Annotated in this window: 14 protein-coding genes; 13 read left to right on the top strand and 1 reads right to left on the bottom strand. The window is 38.5% G+C overall.

Annotated features, from left to right (window positions below):
* The first annotated feature begins 139 nt into the window (after window positions 1-139).
* The 3 genes from rimP to infB are packed head-to-tail and all read left to right on the top strand — an operon-like array spanning window position 140 to window position 4,709.
* On the top strand, window positions 140-601 hold the full coding sequence (gene rimP, locus B5X51_RS05285) for a ribosome assembly cofactor RimP (protein WP_079719847.1): 462 nt from the start codon (window positions 140-142) through the stop codon (window positions 599-601).
* Between the two features lie 12 nt (window positions 602-613).
* Entirely contained in the window at window positions 614-1,846 is a 1,233-nt protein-coding gene (gene nusA / locus B5X51_RS05280; RefSeq protein ID WP_079719846.1) for a transcription termination factor NusA, read from the top strand.
* A 55-nt stretch (window positions 1,847-1,901) separates the two neighbouring features.
* A complete protein-coding gene (gene infB / locus B5X51_RS05275) occupies window positions 1,902-4,709 on the top strand; it encodes a translation initiation factor IF-2 (protein WP_079719845.1) in 2,808 nt (935 codons plus the stop codon).
* Window positions 4,710-4,791: 82 nt separating this feature from the next.
* On the opposite strand, the gene B5X51_RS05270 is transcribed toward infB, so the two are convergent.
* Window positions 4,792-5,181: an SPOR domain-containing protein gene (locus B5X51_RS05270; RefSeq protein ID WP_079719844.1), complete on the bottom strand. Its 390-nt coding sequence runs from the start codon at window positions 5,179-5,181 to the stop codon at window positions 4,792-4,794.
* 222 nt (window positions 5,182-5,403) lie between these two features.
* Between B5X51_RS05270 and B5X51_RS05265 the strand changes: the two genes are divergently transcribed.
* From B5X51_RS05265 to B5X51_RS05220, 10 genes are all read left to right on the top strand, one after another.
* Window positions 5,404-6,762, top strand: a complete 1,359-nt coding sequence (locus B5X51_RS05265; RefSeq protein WP_079719843.1) for a c-type cytochrome — start codon at window positions 5,404-5,406, stop codon at window positions 6,760-6,762.
* 53 nt (window positions 6,763-6,815) lie between these two features.
* Entirely contained in the window at window positions 6,816-9,884 is a 3,069-nt protein-coding gene (locus tag B5X51_RS05260) for a TAT-variant-translocated molybdopterin oxidoreductase (RefSeq protein WP_079719842.1), read from the top strand.
* A gap of 32 nt (window positions 9,885-9,916) precedes the next feature.
* Complete coding sequence (gene nrfD, locus B5X51_RS05255; RefSeq protein ID WP_079719841.1) at window positions 9,917-11,725, top strand: NrfD/PsrC family molybdoenzyme membrane anchor subunit; 1,809 nt, start codon at window positions 9,917-9,919, stop codon at window positions 11,723-11,725.
* A gap of 5 nt (window positions 11,726-11,730) precedes the next feature.
* A complete protein-coding gene (locus B5X51_RS05250) occupies window positions 11,731-12,258 on the top strand; it encodes a DUF3341 domain-containing protein (RefSeq protein WP_079719840.1) in 528 nt (175 codons plus the stop codon).
* A gap of 5 nt (window positions 12,259-12,263) precedes the next feature.
* Entirely contained in the window at window positions 12,264-12,965 is a 702-nt protein-coding gene (locus B5X51_RS05245; protein ID WP_079719839.1) for a c-type cytochrome, read from the top strand.
* A 25-nt stretch (window positions 12,966-12,990) separates the two neighbouring features.
* Window positions 12,991-14,370 (top strand): quinol:cytochrome C oxidoreductase, encoded by a 1,380-nt coding sequence (locus tag B5X51_RS05240; RefSeq protein WP_079720725.1) that lies wholly within the window; start codon window positions 12,991-12,993, stop codon window positions 14,368-14,370.
* A gap of 30 nt (window positions 14,371-14,400) precedes the next feature.
* Complete coding sequence (locus B5X51_RS05235) at window positions 14,401-15,468, top strand: cytochrome c oxidase subunit II (RefSeq protein ID WP_079719838.1); 1,068 nt, start codon at window positions 14,401-14,403, stop codon at window positions 15,466-15,468.
* 27 nt (window positions 15,469-15,495) lie between these two features.
* Window positions 15,496-17,322, top strand: coding sequence for a cytochrome c oxidase subunit I (locus tag B5X51_RS05230; RefSeq protein ID WP_079719837.1), 1,827 nt, complete (start codon window positions 15,496-15,498; stop codon window positions 17,320-17,322).
* Between the two features lie 160 nt (window positions 17,323-17,482).
* Window positions 17,483-18,505: a Holliday junction branch migration DNA helicase RuvB gene (ruvB, locus tag B5X51_RS05225; RefSeq protein ID WP_079719836.1), complete on the top strand. Its 1,023-nt coding sequence runs from the start codon at window positions 17,483-17,485 to the stop codon at window positions 18,503-18,505.
* 9 nt (window positions 18,506-18,514) lie between these two features.
* On the top strand, window positions 18,515-19,849 hold the full coding sequence (locus B5X51_RS05220; protein ID WP_079719835.1) for a cytochrome P450: 1,335 nt from the start codon (window positions 18,515-18,517) through the stop codon (window positions 19,847-19,849).
* Window positions 19,850-19,954: the final 105 nt, after the last annotated feature.

Below are 19,954 nucleotides of genomic sequence, written 5' to 3'. Positions count from 1 at the left end.
AAATGATTGCTTTATTAAAGTTAAGAATAAAATTTCATTTGAAGTCTGGTTTTCTTTCTCTGAAATTATTATTATATTTGCAGCGTTGAAACTAAAAAAGTACAGCGAGGGGACACAGAGTCCCCTCTTTTTATAAGCTATGTTGCAGGATAAAGTAGAAAATTTGTTGAAGGAAGCTTTCCAGGAAAATAATTCATTATTTTTAATAGACCTTAACATCACTAAAGACAACAAGATTTCGGTTGTAATAGATGGTGATAATGGTGTTTCTGTTAATGATTGTATTGCGGTGAGCCGTAAAGTGGAACACAATCTAGATAGAGAAGAAGAGGATTTTTCTTTGGAAGTTAGTTCGGCGGGAGTTTCTGAACCTTTACATCTGGAACGGCAATATCGGAAGAACCTGGGCAGGAAACTGCAGGTGACTACCAATAACGAAAAAATTGAAGCGACTTTAACTGAAGTAGATCAGAACGGTATTAAGCTTAACTGGAAAGCCAGAGAGCCTAAACCCGTAGGGAAAGGAAAGCATACCGTTCAAAAAGAATTGGTGTTGCCGTATTCTGAGATTACCGATGCTAAAGTTATGATAACATTTTAACCTCAAATTGATATGGAAAATATCGCCTTGATTGAGTCATTTTCAGAGTTTAAGGATGACAAATTGATAGATCGTGTAACTCTAATGGCCATCCTTGAAGATGTGTTTAGGAGTGCTTTAAAGAAAAAGTATGGTGAAGACGATAATTTTGATATTATTGTGAATCCAGATAAAGGAGATCTCGAAATTTGGAGAAATAGGGTTGTGGTTGCTGATGGTGAAGTAGAAGATCCTAATCAGGAAATTTCTCTTGCCGAGGCTAGAAAAATTGAGCCTGATTTTGAAGTTGGTGAAGATGTGTCAGAAGAAGTAAAACTTGTAGATTTGGGGCGTCGTGCTATTTTGGCTTTAAGACAAAATCTTATTTCTAAAATTCACGAACACGATAATACTAATATCTTCAAGCACTTTAAAGAGCTTGAAGGCGAAATTTACACCGCTGAAGTTCATCATATTAGGCATAGGGCTATTATTTTGTTAGACGATGAAGGGAACGAGATCGTTTTGCCAAAAGATCGCCAAATTCCTTCAGATTTCTTTAGAAAAGGAGATAATGTAAAAGGAATAATAGAAAGTGTAGAGCTTAAAGGAAATAAGCCAACTATTATTCTTTCTCGTACCGCTCCTGTCTTTCTTGAAAAGCTGTTTGAACAGGAAATTCCTGAAGTTTTTGATGGTTTAATTACCATCCAGAATGTGGTTCGAGTTCCTGGTGAAAAAGCAAAAGTAGCGGTAGATACTTATGATGATAGAATAGATCCTGTTGGTGCCTGTGTAGGTATGAAAGGATCTAGAATTCATAGTATTGTGCGTGAATTGGGGAATGAGAATATAGATGTGATCAATTTCACCAATAACGATCAATTATATATTACCAGGGCTTTAAGTCCTGCAAAAATTACATCTATTAAATTAGATGAAGAAAATAAAACGGCTGAGGTGATGCTTAAGCCAGAAGAAGTTTCTAAAGCTATTGGCCGTGGAGGTCATAATATTAGACTTGCCGGGCAGTTAACCGGTTATGAAATAGACGTGTTTAGAGAAGGAGTAGAAGAAGATGTTGAATTGAAAGAATTTTCTGATGAAATTGAAGATTGGGTAATAAAAGAATTTTCTAGAGTTGGACTTGACACTGCAAAAAGTGTTTTGGAACAAGAATTGGAGGATCTTATTAGACTTACCGACTTAGAAGAAGAAACCATTCGCGAAGTAGTGAAGGTTTTAAGAGAAGAATTTGAAGAGTAGTAAAATACTCATTAGAATATAAATAATTAAAAGAGGTTAATTTAGAGGGCAATTTATGGCTGAAGCAAAAACAATGCGACTAAACAAAGTATTACGTGAATTCAATATTTCGTTAGACCGGGCTGTAGAATTTTTAAATTCTAAGGGTCACGATATTGAGGCACGTCCTACTACCAAAATCTCACCAGAAGTTTATCAGGTGCTTTCTGATGAATTTGAGACCGACAAATCCAAGAAAGTTGAGTCTAAGGAAGTAGGTGAAGAAAAGAGAAAGGAGAAGGAAGAATTGCGTTTAGCAAGAGAAAGAGAGCTTGAAGAGAAACGCAAAGCCGAAGAGAAGAAAGAAGATGATCGTCGTAAAGACGAAGCAGCAGCAGTCTCTTCAAGAGCAAAATTGGCTGGTCCTAAAAAAGTAGGCAAGATTGATCTGGATAAAAAGCCGGAGAAAAAAGTCGAAAAAGAAGAGGAGAAGTCAGAGCAAGTGCAGCCTAAGCAGCCCGAGGAAGCCAAGAAGCCTGAAGCCAAGAAGCCTGAAGCCAAAAGCCCAGAAGTCAAAAAGCCTGAAGTCAAGGAAGAAAGACCTGAGCCTCAAAAATCTAAGGAAGAAGAAACACCTTCTAAAGAGAATAAAAAAGTTGAAGCGCCTGTTAAAAAAGAAGCGGAGCCTTCAGCTAAAGAAGAAGAGGCTAAAGAGCCTGAGTCTATGACTCATAAAACTAATTATACCAAGCTTAACGGGCCTAACTTTACCGGGAAGAAGATTGATCTTTCTCAATTTAAAAAACCGGAAAAGAAAAAAGACGATAAGAAAGCCGCCGAAGAAAAGAAAGAGAAGGAGAAGCGTAAAAAGCGTCGCCGTAGAATTAGTAAAGATGTGAAGCCAGGAGCTTCAAATCAGGGTGGTGGTAAAAAAGGAGCCCCAAGAAAAAGAGCGAAACCTATTACTAAAGAAGAGCCTAGCGAAGAAGAAGTTCAAAAGCAGGTTCGTGAGACTCTGGAAAAACTTCAGGGTAAATCAGGTAAAGGTAAAGGAGCTAAATATAGAAGAGATAAAAGAGATCAACACCGTCAACGCTCTGAAGACGATCTTGCGCAACAGGAAACTGATAGTAAGATTTTAAAGGTTACGGAATTTGTAACCGTAAGTGAAGTTGCTACGATGATGGATGTACCGGTAACGAAAGTGATTTCAGCCTGTATGTCTCTTGGAATGATGGTAACGATGAATCAGCGTTTAGATGCTGAGACGCTTTCTATTGTTGCAGATGAATTTGGTTATGAAGTAGACTTTGTAACTGCTGATATCGAGGAAACCGTAGAAGAAGCACCTGAAAATCCGGAAGATCTTGAAGATAGAGCGCCAATTGTAACTGTAATGGGTCACGTAGATCACGGTAAAACATCCTTACTGGATTATGTTCGTAAAGAGAATGTTATTGCCGGGGAAAGTGGTGGTATTACACAGCATATTGGAGCTTATGGAGTAGAGCTTAAAAACGGTCAAAAAATGACCTTCCTGGATACTCCCGGTCACGAAGCCTTTACGGCAATGCGTGCTCGTGGTGCTCAGGTAACAGATATTGCGATTATTGTAATTGCTGCAGATGATGATGTGATGCCGCAAACTAAAGAGGCTATTTCTCACGCTCAGGCGGCAGGAGTGCCTATAGTATTTGCCATTAACAAGTCTGATTTGCCAACTGCGAATCCAGAGAAGATTAAAGAAAAACTTGCAAGTATGAACTTGCTTGTAGAAGATTGGGGCGGTAAAGTCCAGTCTCACGATATATCAGCTAAAACAGGATTGGGGGTTGAAGAGCTTCTTGAGAAAGTTTTACTGGAATCTGAAATTCTAGAATTAAAAGCTAATCCTTCTAAAGCTGCCACGGGTACAGTAGTAGAGGCCTTCCTTGATAAAGGTAGAGGTTATGTTGCCACTATCCTTGTACAGGCAGGAACCTTAAAAATTGGAGACTATGTGTTAGCAGGTCGCCATAGTGGTAAGGTGAAAGCAATGCACGATGAGCGTGGGCATGAAGTTAAAGAAGCAGGACCCGCAACGCCGGTTTCTATTCTAGGACTTGATGGTGCGCCACAAGCGGGTGACAAGTTTAAGGTAATGGCAGATGAGCGTGAAGCTAAAGATATTGCAGCTAAACGTACTCAGTTGCAACGTGAGCAGAGTGTTAGAACTCAGCGTCACATTACCCTGGATGAAATTGGACGAAGAATTGCTTTAGGTGACTTTAAAGAGCTTAATATTATCCTTAAAGGTGATGTTGATGGTTCTGTAGAAGCCTTGACCGATAGCTTCCTGAAATTATCTACCGAAGAAATTCAGGTGAATATTATTCATAAAGGAGTAGGTGCTATTACAGAAAGTGATGTGTTGCTTGCCTCAGCTTCAGATGCGGTAATTATTGGATTTAACGTTCGTCCTGCTGGAAATGCTAGACAGGTGGCTGATAAGGAAGAAATTGATATCAGAACTTACTCTATCATATACGATGCAATCAACGATCTTAAAGATGCGATGGAAGGAATGCTTTCTCCAGAACTTAAAGAAGAGATCACCGGTACTGCAGAGATTAGGGAAACCTTTAAGATCTCTAAAGTTGGAACCATTGCAGGTTGTATGGTTACTTCTGGTAAGATTTACAGAAGTGCAGGAATTCGTTTAATTCGCGATGGCGTTGTGGTTTATACTGGAGAGCTAGCTTCATTAAAACGTTTTAAAGACGATGTTAAGGAAGTTGCGAAAGGTTATGATTGTGGTCTTCAGGTTAAGAATTACAATGATATTAAAGAAGGTGATGTAGTAGAATCCTTCCGTGAAGTAGAAGTTAAAAAGAAACTTAAATAATAAAGTTTTATACTAAATAGAAAAAAGCGGCTTTAGGCCGCTTTTTTTATGTTCTGATTTTTCTGAAAATCGCTCTTTAAATCTATTTGCGTCGTGGCTTGGGGATAAAGGCAGAAGGAAAGCTCTCTTTTATCTTGAGAAGAGCTCTATCGGCTTCCAGACGGTTTCTGAAGTTGCCTACCCATACTTTGTAATTTGGAGCTTCATAAGCAATTAAAGAAGGGTATTCGAATTTGCTGCGATAATCCTTAATAACTTCATTGGCCTCTCCATTATTCCCGTAAAAGAGCTGAATCTTAAAGCGATCCCCAATTTCGTTATTGCTGCTCATTTCAGATTTTAATTCCAGAAGTTTAGTGATCTTATCGTTTTCATTTATATTCACTTGTCCTTCTTGTGCTGTTAAATTCAGAAAAGAAATCCCTGAGATAAAACAACTCAATAGAATTTTGTTTAAGCTTAATTTTCTCATAGTTATTTATTTAAGGCAAAAGTATAATTTAATAACTTAAACAAGATGTGTTTTATTATTTAGAACTAGTATAAATTACCGATTAACACATATGTATCATTCCTAAAATCGACTTTAAGTATTACTTTTGTTGCCGAATTTAATGGTGCGAAATGTTAATATTACTAAGGCTTAAGGCCTTAAAAACCGTACCAAAGTTAAGACGTTAATTCAACTTATAATATGAAAAAGGTGAAATACCGCCACTCAACTTCGCGACTATTGCTCTTAAGTGTAGCATTCTTTATCTCATTCAGCGTTTTGGGAATTGCACAGGATGAGGCCTCGCAAGATGCCGCAGCCGGCAGCCAGGAGCAAACTGAGGAGTCTTCGGAAGATTCTTCAGCTATGTCAGATCTTGGGGATCCCGCGAATGGGAAATCCTTATTTAATTCGCTTTGTGCTGCATGTCACAAGCCTTATTCTGCTGGAATTGGTCCTGCCCTTCATGGGGTGACCGAGAAAAGGGATATGGATTGGTTGTACCGGTGGATAAAGAATAGTCAGGAGTTAATTGCTTCTGGGGATGATGAGGCTGTAGCTGTTTATGAGGAGTATAATAAAACCGCAATGCCGGCTTTTCCTCAATTGTCAGATGCTGATATTGATGATATTCTTGCGTATGTAGAGCAACCTAAACCAGAGCCTAAAGTGGCTCAAACTGGCGGTGGGTCTACTGGAGGTGAATCTTCAGGCGGAGGTGTTTCTGTAAATGTTATTTTAGGAATACTTCTTTTTGTTTTGGTGATGCTGCTTGCGGTATTGTTTCTTGTTAATAAAACGCTAAGAAATTTTGCTCAGGCAAGTGGTGTTGTGGTTACTGAAAAACCAAAAGGAAAGCCAATTTGGAAATCTTTTGTTGAAAATCAATTCTTGGTATTGGTAAGTGCCGTTTTTGGCTTGCTGGTAGTTGGTTGGTTTGCTTATGGATTCTTTATGCAAATTGGTGTTGATCAAGGCTATCAGCCAATTCAGCCAATTCATTATTCGCATAGAATTCATGCTGGTGATAACCAGATAGATTGTAAATACTGTCACTCTTCAGCTAGAACATCTAAGCATTCGGGTATTCCGTCTCTTAATGTGTGTATGAATTGTCACGTAACAATATCTGAAGTTTCTCCTGAAACTGCAACCGAAGAATATTCTAAGGAGTTTTACGACGGTGAGATAGCAAAGCTATACGATGCCGTAGGCTGGGATCCTGCAGAACAGGATTATACTGGAGAGCAGAAGCCTGTAAAGTGGGTTAGGATTCATAACCTTCCAGACTTCGCTTACTTTAATCACTCGCAACACGTAACGGTTGGTGGTATTCAATGTCAGAAATGTCATGGTCCAATTGAGGAGATGGAAGTGGTTTATCAGGATGCACCGTTAACCATGGGTTGGTGTATTAACTGTCACCGTGAAACCAATGTTAGAATGGAAGGGAATGAGTATTACGAGAAAATTCACGAAGAATTATCTAAAAAGTACGGTGTAGAAGAGCTTACAGTTGCTCAAATGGGAGGCCTTGAGTGTGCGAAGTGCCATTACTAAAATTTTTTTCCCGAGTAATCGGGGTTAATTAAGAAGTTAATATCAAGATATATATGTCATCAAACAAAAAATACTGGAAAAGTGTTGAAGAGCTAAATGAAAACAGCTCTGTTGTTGAGACGCTGCAACAAAAAGAATTTGCTGAGGAAATTCCGGTTAATGAATTTCTTGGGGATAAAGAATCTCTTGAAAGTTCAAAGACTTCAAGAAGAGATTTCTTGAAATATGTTGGGTTTAGTACGGCAGCTGCTTCATTAGCTGCTTGTGAAGGACCTGTTATTAAATCTATTCCCTACGTGGTGCAACCGGAGCGTATTGTTCCTGGGGTGGCTAATTACTACGCCTCTACTATTGCAGATGGTTTTGATTTTGCCAGTGTATTGGTGAAAACCAGAGAAGGGAGACCTATTAAAGTTGAAAATAATGATTTATCGAAGTCTAAGGGCGGGGTTAATTCTCGTGTACATGCTTCGGTATTGTCAATGTATGACGCTAATAGGGTGAAACGCCCAATGATTGAAGGGAGAAACGTTTCCTGGGAGGAGTTTGACCGTGAGGTTGGAAGTGCTCTGGGTAATGTTTCGGGTGATATTGTTTTGTTAACTCAAACATTTGCCAGTCCTTCAACAACAAAATTGATTAAAGAGTTTTCAGAAAAGTATCCTAATGTACGTCATGTTGTGTACGATACAGTTTCTGAAAATGATGCATTAAATGCTTTTCAGGCTAAATTTGGAAAGCGAGCTTTACCAAATTACGATTTTTCTAAAGCGGAAACTATTGTTTCTGTTGGTGCTGATTTTCTTGGTGACTGGCAGGGTGGTGGTTACGATGCTGGCTATGCTAAAGGACGTGTGCCAGAAAATGGTAAAATGTCACGCCACATCCAGTTTGAATCTAATATGAGTTTAACAGGGGCGAATGCAGATAAGCGTTTTCCTGTTACTCCATCACAGCAAAAGGCTGTATTGGCGGCATTATATGGTTATGTTGCTGGTGGTTCATCTACTAGTGATTTACCAGCCAAAATAGACGATGCTGTTGTTAAAGCTGCACGTCAATTAAGAAAGGCTGGAAGCGGAGCTGTAGTTGTTTCTGGAATTCCAGATGCTAATGCTCAAGCTTTAGTGCTTGCAATTAATGAGGCGCTTGGAAGTGGTGTAATGGATGCTAATAATCCTCGTATGATCCGTCAGGGTAATGCTGAGGAGGTGATGCAGGCTGTTGAAGACATGAAGTCTGGTGCTGTTGGTGCTGTATTAATGGCGGGTGTGAATCCTGCTTATTCTTTGCCAAATGCTAATGAATTTACTGAAGCTTTGTCTAATGTGGATGTTTCTTTGGCTTTTAGTATGAAACCAGATGAAACAGCTGAGCTTTGTAAATTTGTTGCTGCAACTCCTCATTATTTAGAGAGTTGGGGGGATATTCAATATACTGCGTCAGATTTTGCTTTGATGCAGCCTACAATTAGACCATTATTTGATACAAGACAATTTCAGGATTGCTTGTTGAAATGGACTGATAATGATAAATCTTATCACGAGTATATAAAAGAAACCTGGAGTGGTAGTATCCCTTCGTGGAATACCGCGCTTCATGATGGTGTTTTTAAAGCGACTTCCCCAGTGGAAATTGAAGCATCTGAAGCTTCAGGATCTGTAAATGTTGCGACGGCTGCCAGTGAGTTGGCTCGACCTTCAGAAAATAATGGAATGGAGCTAACGCTTTATACCAAACCTTCTATGGGAGATGGTCAGCAAGCGAATAACCCCTGGTTGCAGGAAATGCCAGATCCTCTAACAAGAGCATCGTGGGATAATTACCTGACTATTTCGAAGGCTGATGCTGAGTCTATGGGTCTTGAAAACGAAAATGTCTCTAACGGTGGCTTAAATGGAAGTTATGCTAACATAACTTTAGATGGGGTTGTTGTTGAAAATGTTCCTGTGCTTATTCAGCCAGGACAGGCAAAAGGTACAGTTGGATTAGCTCTTGGTTATGGCAAGAAATCTGGAGTGCAGGAAGAAATGCAAGTAGGTGTAAATGCTTACCCTTTATATAAAAACTTAAATGCAGTGCAATCTGTAACTATCGAGAAAGCTCCCGGTGTTCACGAATTTGCTTGCGTTCAGCTTCATAATACCCTAATGGGTCGTGGAGATATTATCAAGGAAACTACTTTAGAGGTATTTAATACTAAAGATGTTAAAGAGTGGAATTCTGTTCCTCAAGTTTCCTTAGATCACGTTGAGAAGCCGGTAACTTCACCGGAAGTAGATATGTGGGATGGTTTTGATCGTAGTATTGGTCACCATTTTAATCTTTCTATAGATCTTAACGCTTGTACTGGTTGTGGGGCTTGTGTTATTGCCTGTCACGCAGAGAATAATGTTCCTGTGGTAGGTAAGAGTGAAGTTAGACGTTCTCGTGATATGCATTGGTTGCGTATTGATAGATATTATTCTTCAGAAGATAGTTTTATTGACGATCTGGATAAAAAGGAAAATATTTCTGGTTTAGGAAGTTCACTTTCTGAATTCGGGGAATTGGAGGAGCCTGCAGATAATCCTCAGGTGGTATTCCAGCCTGTAATGTGTCAGCATTGTAATCACGCTCCTTGTGAGACTGTGTGTCCTGTTGCTGCAACTTCTCATGGAAGACAGGGGCAAAACCAAATGATCTATAACCGTTGTGTGGGTACAAGATATTGTGCAAATAACTGTCCATACAAAGTACGTAGATTTAACTGGTTTAATTATGCTGAAAATGAAGAGTTTGATTACCATATGAATAATGACCTTGGAAGAATGGTTATTAATCCTGATGTAACTGTGCGTTCAAGAGGGGTTATGGAAAAATGTTCTATGTGTATTCAGAAAACTCAAAAAACCATTCTTGATGCTAAACGTGATGGAAGGGTGATTGAAGATGGTGAATTCCAAACAGCCTGTTCTGCAGCCTGTGATAAAGGAGCTATGACGTTTGGTGATATTAACAATGAAGGTGCTGTGATTAGGGATAAGAAAGAAGATGACAGGATGTATCATTTATTGGAATATGTAGGTACTAAGCCGAACGTGATGTACCAAACCAAAATTAGGAATACAACAGAAGCTTAATAAATTAATAAAGAAATCAATTAAAAAAGGATATGTCTCATTACGAAGCACCTATACGAAAGCCTTTAGTTACCGGGGATAAGACCTACCACGATATTACTGTGGATGTGGCTGCACCGGTAGAGGGAAGGGCGAATAAATCCTGGTGGATTGTCTTTTCAATTGCCCTTATTGCCTTTCTTTGGGGTGTAGGTTGTATAATCTATACTATTTCCACGGGTATTGGAACCTGGGGACTTAATAAAACTGTAGGCTGGGCCTGGGATATTACCAACTTTGTTTGGTGGGTAGGTATTGGTCACGCTGGTACGTTAATTTCGGCCGTGCTTTTATTGTTTAGGCAAAAATGGAGAATGGCAATTAACCGTTCTGCAGAGGCGATGACGATCTTCTCTGTAATGCAGGCAGGTTTATTCCCTTTGATTCACATGGGTAGACCATGGTTGGCTTATTGGGTACTTCCAATTCCAAACCAATTTGGTTCATTATGGGTAAACTTTAACTCACCCTTGCTTTGGGATGTATTTGCTATTTCAACTTATCTTTCTGTTTCATTGGTATTCTGGTGGACAGGCTTGCTTCCCGATTTTGCAATGATTCGTGACCGTGCAATTACCCCTTTCAATAAAAAGATCTACGGAATATTAAGTTTTGGATGGAGTGGACGTGCAAAAGATTGGCAGCGTTTTGAGGAGGTTTCTTTGGTTCTTGCCGGTTTGGCAACACCATTAGTACTTTCTGTACATACCATTGTATCATTTGACTTTGCTACATCTGTTATACCGGGTTGGCATACCACAATTTTCCCTCCTTACTTTGTTGCAGGAGCCGTATTTTCTGGTTTTGCAATGGTAAATACCCTTCTTATTATTATGAGAAAGGTATCTAATCTCGAAGATTATATTACTGTACAACATATAGAACTAATGAACATTGTGATTATGATCACTGGTTCTATTGTTGGTGTTGCTTATATTACCGAGCTGGTTATAGCCTGGTACTCTGGAGTAGAATATGAACAATATGCATTCCTTAACAGGGCAACAGGGCCTTACGCCTGGGCGTATTGGGCAATGATGACGTGTAATGTGTTTTCTCCGCAGTTTATGTGGTTTAAGAAATTACGAACCAGTATTATGTTCTCTTTCTTTATTTCTATTGTGGTGAACATTGGGATGTGGTTTGAGCGTTTTGTTATTATTGTAACATCACTACACCGTGATTACCTTCCATCATCGTGGACTATGTTTTCTCCAACTTTTGTTGATATAGGTATTTTTATTGGAACTATTGGGTTCTTCTTTGTATTGTTCCTTTTATATGCAAGGTCTTTCCCTGTAATTGCCCAGGCTGAAGTTAAAACAATACTTAAATCCTCTGGAGCAAAGTATAAAAAACTTAGAGCAGAGCATGGGGATGATGTAAAACATTATACTCCGGTTAACGTTGGTGAGCCAAAGAAAAATATTGCTACCAAGGTTGATAAGAAAATGGGTGATGACGATGCTTATAAAGCTGAAAATGATAATGGGCATAACGATACTGTAAATGCAGATGCGTTAGTACTTACTGAGATACAAAAGGATAGAATAGATGCAATGCTAGCTAGAACAGGATCATTTAATCCAGAAAATCAAACTGCAGATAATCTGCAAAAACTTAAAGCAGTAGGTCCTTTCCTTGAACAACGTTTACATCAGTTAGGTCTTTACACCTATGTTCAGGTAAGTAAGCTTGCCGAGGATGATTTTGAATTGCTTGATGAAGTAATAGAAAACTTCCCTGATTCTTCTATGCGAGGAGATTGGGTAGCACAGGCAACTGAACTAAAAAATAAGTAATTAAGATGGCATCAAAAGTTATACACGCTATTTATAATGATGACGACTTGCTTTTGCAGGGTGTGAAGCAGGTAAGAGAGGCTCGTTATCATATTGGTGAAATTTATACCCCAATGCCCGTTCACGGTTTAGATAAAGCTATGGGGTTGGCGCCTACGCGATTGGCCATAACCTCTTTCCTTTATGGGGTTGTTGGTTTTGTGGTATCAGTTGCGATGATGAATTTTATTATGATAGAAGACTGGCCTCAGGATATTGGAGGAAAACCAAGCTTTAGTTTTTTAGAAAATTTACCCGCATTTGTGCCTATTATGTTTGAGCTTACGGTATTTTTTGCAGCCCACCTTATGGTGATTACCTTCTATATGAGAAGTAAATTATGGCCTTTTAAACAAGCAGAGAATCCAGATGTTAGAACAACCGATGATATGTTCCTTATGGAGGTAGATGTTGCAAATCACGACGTAGACGAATTAACTAAATTCCTTTACGATACCGGAGCTGCAGAAATTAAATTAATAGATAATAAATAGACAGAATGAAAAATTTGTTCTATAAAGCGATAGTATTGTTCTTAGTTGGAGGCGTTGTAGTGTCTTGTGCAGATAGCGACAAACCTAATTACCAGTACATGCCAGATATGTATGAACCAATAGGCTACGAAACTTATGGGGAGTACGATATTTTTGTAAATGGACAGGAAGCTAAACTTCCGGTGGAAGGAACTATTCCAAGAGGGTGGATGCCTTACGATTATGAGAACTCTCCAGAAGGTATGGCTAATGCTAAGGCTAACCTTACCAACCCACTTCCTTATACAGAAGATAATCTTAATGAGGGTAAAGCCTTATATACTATATATTGTGCTGTATGTCATGGAGACAATGGAGATGGTAAAGGAATTTTGACTGAAAGGGAAAAAATTCTTGGTGTACCTTCTTATGATGATATAGGACGTGCTATTACCGAAGGTAGTGTTTATCACGTAATCTATTACGGATTAAATTCCATGGGTTCTTATGCGGTACAAACTAGTGAAGAAGAACGTTGGAAGATTACACATTACGTAATGAATCTTAAAAATGAACTGGAAGGCGGTGAGGAAATACCTTTTGAAGAAGTGAAAGATGCCTCTATTGCTGAAGCAAATCCGGTAGAGGTAGAAAGAGCACAACAAAATGCAGAAGAGTCTCAAGGTGAAGGTGCTGCGCTAACCGTAGATGAAGAAAACAATAATTAAGAACAAAGCATTTAGATCTATAAATATGTATACGCTATCCAGTAAATTAAAATTAACAGCAATTATTTTTATGATTGTTGGTGCTATTGGGCTCGTAATTGGGTTTCTACAGGCGCCATCAGATTTGGATGATGTTAGAGAAATAATAGCTGCGGAAGGACATCATGGTGAAGCATCTCATCAAGACGCGGCTGAGGCTAACTTTGCTGATGCAGAACACGGGGTTCTATTAGATGATGAGCCTGGCAGAAATGCTGATGAAAATGAAGCTCATTCTGCAGAAGCTGGAGCACACGACGCCGAGCATTTGGAGCATAAGTTGCATCAACTACAAAATAAGCCATGGGCTGCAGTTTATGTAGCTGCATTCTTTTTCTTTATGATCTCATTGGGGGTTTTAGCATTTTATGCTTTACAATATGCTTCGCAAGCAGGTTGGTCTCCAGTGTTATTTAGAGTAATGGAAGCTATTTCTGCGTACATTGTCCCTGGCGGTATCATTATGTTTGTGCTTTTAGCACTTTCAGGATTTCATTTAAATCATTTATTTATATGGATGGATCCAGAAGTTGTGGCTCACGATGAGATTATTCAGAATAAAACAGCTTATTTAAATGTACCTTTCTTCTTAATAAGAGCAGCTATATTTTTAGGTGGTTGGTTTGTTTTTAGACATTTTCTCGTTAGAAATTCAAGAAGATTGGATGAAGCTACCGATAATGCTTACTTTAAAAAGAACTTTAAGCTAGCAGCAGGTTTCCTTGTATTCTTCCTTGTTTCAGAATCAATGATGAGCTGGGACTGGATTATGAGTTTAGATCCGCACTGGTTTAGTACTTTGTTTGGCTGGTATGTATTTTCAAGTATGTTTGTTTCAGGTATTACCGTTATTGCTTTAGTAAGTATTTACCTGAAATCTAGAGGACACTTGCCTTTTGTAAATAACAGTCACATACATGATTTAGCTAAGTTTATGTTCGGAATTAGTATTTTCTGGACTTACCTTTGGTTTTCACAATTTATGCTTATTTGGTATTCTAATATTCCAGAGGAAGTAGTTTATTTTATTAGCCGTATAGAAAACTATAGCTTACCATTTTTTGGTATGGTGGTTTTAAATTTTGTTTTCCCATTATTGGTATTAATGAATAGTGATTACAAAAGAGTAAATTGGTTTGTGGTAATGACTGGTGTAATTATCCTTATTGGGCACTATTTAGATGTATTTACAATGATAATGCCTGCAACAGTAGGGGAGTCATGGTTTATAGGGATACCTGAAATTAGTGCAGTATTTTTCTTTGGAGGATTGTTTACTTTTGTAATCTTTAACGCGCTTACTAAAGCTCCACTGCTCGCTAAACGCAACCCGTATATTAAGGAAAGTGAACATTTCCATTATTAATAAAAGATTGTTTAAAGAAGAAATTATAAAATGACCGTATTTTTAGTAATAATTGTACTAGCCCTATTGGCCGTTACCGGTTGGCAAATGTCTAAGATTTTTCAGCTCTCTAAAGGCCCGGGTGCCGAGAGCTCTGAAATAGCTAACGATAATGATAATAGGCAACAAGCCAAACTTATGCTTTGGTTTATGATCTTCCTTTATGTGGGAATGGCATACAGTTTTTGGCACTGGAGTAAATTATATCTTCCCGAGTCGGCTTCCGAACACGGTAATGAGGTAGACACATTAATGTTTATATCTATCGGGTTAATTATGGTAGTGCAGGTTATTACACAGGCACTACTTCACTGGTTCGCTTATAAATACCAGGGAAAGAAAGGTAACAGAGCTCTTTTTTTTGCAGATAACGATAAGCTTGAGTTTATTTGGACTATTATCCCAGTAATTACCCTTGCAGGTTTAATTATTTATGGTCTATTTACCTGGAGTGATATTATGAACATTGGTGAAGATGAAGATCCTATTGTTATTGAGATCTACGCTAAACAATTTAGCTGGCAAGCTAGATATGCTGGAGAAGATAATACACTGGGAGAAGCCAATGTACGTTTTATTGAAGGCATAAATACTGTAGGGCTTAATGTAAATGATTCTTATGCAGATGATGATAAAATAACTACAGAGCTTCACCTTCCGGTAGGAAAGAAGGTGCTTTTTAAGTTTAGATCTCAGGATGTACTTCACTCTGCTTACTTCCCACACTTTAGGGCGCAGATGAACGTTGTACCTGGAATGGTAACTCAATTTGCATTTACTCCGGATATTACTACAGCAGAGATGCGAAATTCAGATTATATGGTTGATAAAGTGAAAACCATAAACGAAATTAGAAAAGAAAACAGCGAAATCTTAATGGCTGAAGGGGAAGCTCCATTAGATTCATACGAATTTGATTACTTTCTGCTATGTAATAAGATTTGTGGCGACGCACACTATAATATGCAGATGAAGATTATTGTAGAAAGCGAAGAAGAATACAACCAATGGTTAAGCGAGCAAGACGAGTTTGCTGCCGTTATGGAATCACAAGAATAACAGAACTAAAAAGAATATACTTTAGATATGTCAGCAATAGCAACAGCACCGGCTCAAGATCACCACGACGATCACGGACATCATCATAAACAAACTTTTATTACTAAATACATATTTAGTACAGACCATAAGATGATTGCCAAGCAATATCTTATTACAGGTATTTTGATGGGTATTGTGGGGATTATGATGTCCGTACTTTTCCGTTTACAATTAGCCTGGCCAGAAGAATCTTTTGTGATCTTCGAATGGCTTTTAGGAGATAAATGGGCTCCAGAAGGAGTAATGACGCCGTCAATATACCTTGCTTTGGTTACCATACACGGTACAATAATGGTTTTCTTTGTGTTAACCGCCGGTTTGAGTGGTACTTTTAGTAACCTGCTTATTCCGCTTCAAATTGGAGCTAGAGATATGGCCTCAGGGTTTATGAACATGCTTTCTTACTGGTTGTTCTTTATCTCTTGTGTGATTATGCTTAGTTCCTTATTTATAGAATCTGGACCTGCTTCTGCTGGTTGGACAATCTATCCACCTCTTAGTGCATTGCCTCAGGCTATTGGCGGTTCTGGTATGGGGATGACGCTTTGGCTAATTTCCATGGCTATCTTTATTGCTTCGTCACTTTTAGGTTCACTTAACTATATTGTTACGGTACTTAACCTTAGAACTAAGGGAATGTCTATGATGAGACTGCCACTTACCATTTGGGCATTTTTTATTACTGCCGTTATTGGTGTGGTTTCCTTTCCGGTTCTTCTATCTGCAGCACTTTTACTTATAATGGACAGAAGTTTTGGAACATCTTTCTTTTTAAGTGATATTTATATCCAGGGTGAAGTATTAAGTCACCAGGGAGGTTCTCCGGTTTTATTTGAACACTTATTCTGGTTCCTTGGTCACCCGGAAGTTTATATTGTAATTCTACCTGCAATGGGTATTGTTTCAGAGGTTTTAGCTACAAATTCACGTAAACCAATCTTTGGCTACCGTGCAATGGTTGCTTCAATTCTTGCAATTGCATTCCTTTCTACAATTGTATGGGGTCACCATATGTTCGTATCAGGAATGAATCCATTCTTAGGTTCTGTATTTACATTTACAACATTATTAATTGCAATTCCTTCTGCAGTAAAAGCCTTTAACTGGATTACTACGCTCTGGAAAGGGAATCTGCAAATGAATCCCGCAATGTTGTTCTCTATTGGTTTTGTATCAACATTCATTACCGGTGGTCTAACAGGAATTATCCTTGGGGATTCAACATTAGATATTAACGTTCACGATACATATTTTGTAATTGCTCACTTTCACCTTGTGATGGGTATCTCAGCGATCTACGGTCTTTTAGCCGGGGTTTACCACTGGTTCCCAAAAATGTTTGGTAGAATGATGAATAAGAACCTTGGTTATGTTCACTTCTGGATCACTGCTGTAGGTGCTTATGGGGTGTTTTTCCCAATGCACTTTATTGGTCTGGCTGGTTTACCAAGACGTTATTATACAAACACCGCATTTCCATATTTTGATGATCTTGCTGATGTAAATGTTATTATTACTGTATTTGCAATTATTACTGCCGGTGTTCAGGTTGTATTTTTATACAATTTCTTTAGCTCTATTTTCTTCGGGCAAAAAGCTACACAAAACCCCTGGAATGCAACTACTTTAGAATGGACTACTCCGGTAGAGCACATTCACGGAAATTGGCCTGGCGCTATTCCTTCTGTTTACCGTTGGTCTTACGATTACAGTAAGATGAACCTTGATGGAACAGATTATGTGATTCCTGGGCAGGATTTTGTTCCACAGAATGTTCCACTTCAAGATCACGAAGAAGAATTAAATCACTGAACTTAATAAGAAGAATATATAAAAACCTCTCCCGGAACGGAGAGGTTTTTTGCTTTTAGACTTATTTTCAGCTATAATTAATTGACTAAATTCTTATGGAAATGGCCCAAGGTATTTTCCTTATCTTTGCTTATATACAGCGCGATAATTTTTATGATTTATGAATGAAAACCTTGATCCTTCAGGAGAAAATTTCTCCCCAGAAGAATTTGATATCGAAAGGGCATTGCGCCCCTTAAGTTTTGACGATTTTGCCGGCCAGGATCAGGTTTTGGAGAATCTTAAAGTATTTGTTGAAGCTGCAAACCAAAGGGACGAAGCTTTAGATCATACGCTTTTTCACGGCCCTCCCGGATTAGGTAAAACTACTTTGGCTCATATTCTGGCTAACGAGTTAGGCGTGGGAATAAAAGTCACTTCAGGTCCTGTTTTGGATAAACCTGGAGATCTTGCCGGTTTGCTTACCAATCTTGATGATAGGGATATTCTTTTTATCGATGAAATCCATAGGTTAAGTCCAGTTGTTGAAGAGTACCTTTATTCAGCAATGGAAGATTACCGAATAGATATTATGATTGAGTCTGGGCCAAATGCAAGAACAGTGCAAATTAATTTAAATCCGTTTACACTTATTGGAGCTACAACGCGCTCAGGTTTACTTACGGCGCCTATGCGGGCGCGTTTTGGTATTTCCAGTCGCTTACAATATTATTCAACCGAATTGCTTTCAGACATTGTACAGCGTAGTTCTGAGATCCTTCGGGTTCCTATTAGCCTGGACGCTGCAATAGAAATTGCTGGTAGAAGCCGTGGTACTCCAAGAATTGCCAATGCTTTACTTAGACGGGTAAGGGATTTTGCCCAAATTAAAGGAAATGGCAAAATAGATATGGAGATTGCTAAGTACGGACTTAAAGCATTAAATGTAGATGCTCACGGTTTGGATGAGATGGATAATAAAATCCTGGAAACTATTATTGATAAATTTAAGGGAGGTCCGGTAGGATTAACTACCCTGTCTACTGCGGTTAGTGAAAGTGCCGAAACTATTGAGGAAGTGTACGAACCTTTTCTTATCCAGCAGGGATTTATTTATAGAACTCCAAGAGGAAGGGAAGTAACTGAAGCCGCTTATAAACATTTAGGTAGGGTGAAAGGAGACATCCAGGGCGGACTTTTTTAAATAAAAATTATGGCACATTCTCACAAAATACCTGAAGTATCTTTACTGAAATTCCTAAAACATTCTGCTAATATCTTAAAGAATCCACTGCCCTTTCATCATGATAATTTTCAGGAGAAAGGAGATACTTTTCGGCTGAATATTGGATTTAATAAATCGGTGATATTTTCCAGAGATGCGGGACTGGTGGAATATGTACTTCAAAAGAATCAGAAGAATTTCGTAAAGTCTGAGATCCAAACTAAAGATCTGGTTAAATACGTTGGAAAAGGATTGCTAACTTCAGAAGGGGAGCACTGGAAAAAACAACGAAAACTAATTCAGCCGGCATTCCATAAAAAACAACTCGCCAATCTGCTTGATTCTATAAAGCAGGCAATATTACTGGAATATAAAAAGATCACAGTAAAGGGAGAACTGGATATTTTTCCTATTTATAATGATCTCGCTTTTCAAACGGTGGTAAAATCTTTGTTTAGCAGTGCTGCGAATCAGAAGGAGATCAACAGGTTGCAATATATTACAGAAGAGACCCAGAAAATGCTTGTTAAGGAGCTGCGGCAGCCTTACCTGGGTTGGTGGTTTAGAGCAAGTGGTAAGATAGATAGTTATCTTAAACTTACTGCCGAAGCCAGGAACATTTTAAAAAAGATTGTTCAGGAAAGAAGGAATTCAAAAGAACGTTATGATGATCTTTTGGATATGCTGTTGGAAGCAAAGTATGATGACGGTAATTTTATGGATGAGGAACAGCTTATCGATGAGATCCTGATTCTTTTCACAGCAGGTCACGAGACTACTTCCAATTCACTAACCTTTACAGCTCAATTGCTTGCGTTTAACCCGGAATGGCAAGAGAAAATCTATGAAGAAATATCTGCCTTAAAGGAACAGGATCTAGACTTAATGAGCTATGTGACCAAATGCAAGATTACCCAACAGGTGATTGAAGAGTCTATGAGATTATATCCGCCGGCATATTTTATAGACCGGGTTAACCTGGAGGAAGATGAGTTTGAAGGGAAATATTTCGAGCCTGGTTCAAATTTATTGTTCTCTCTTTACGAGGTTCATCGTCATCCAGACCTATGGGAAGATCCAGATGAATTTAAACCGGAACGCTTCGCCGAAGGAGGAAGAAAATATTCCTCTCAGTATTTTCCTTTTGGCGCCGGCCCCAGGAAATGTATAGGTAATAACTTCGCCATGTTCGAGATGATCATTGCAGTCACTGAATTGGTAAGCCAATATAAAATAGTTCCTGTATTTGATGAGATCGATATTAAGCCACTTATTACACTCAAACCAAAAAACGCTACTCTAAAATTTCAAATGAGAGCCTAATTTTATATTCTACTCGAATAATCTGTTTTATTACTGAGTATCAAAAAATATTGATCTGGCTTTAGATCAATAAATAGTCATTGTTCCTATTTCCATAGTTTCTGA

The sequence above is a fragment of the Salegentibacter holothuriorum genome (assembly GCF_900168045.1).
Taxonomy (GTDB): domain Bacteria; phylum Bacteroidota; class Bacteroidia; order Flavobacteriales; family Flavobacteriaceae; genus Salegentibacter; species Salegentibacter holothuriorum.
This window is presented reverse-complemented; position numbering and strand designations above follow the sequence as displayed.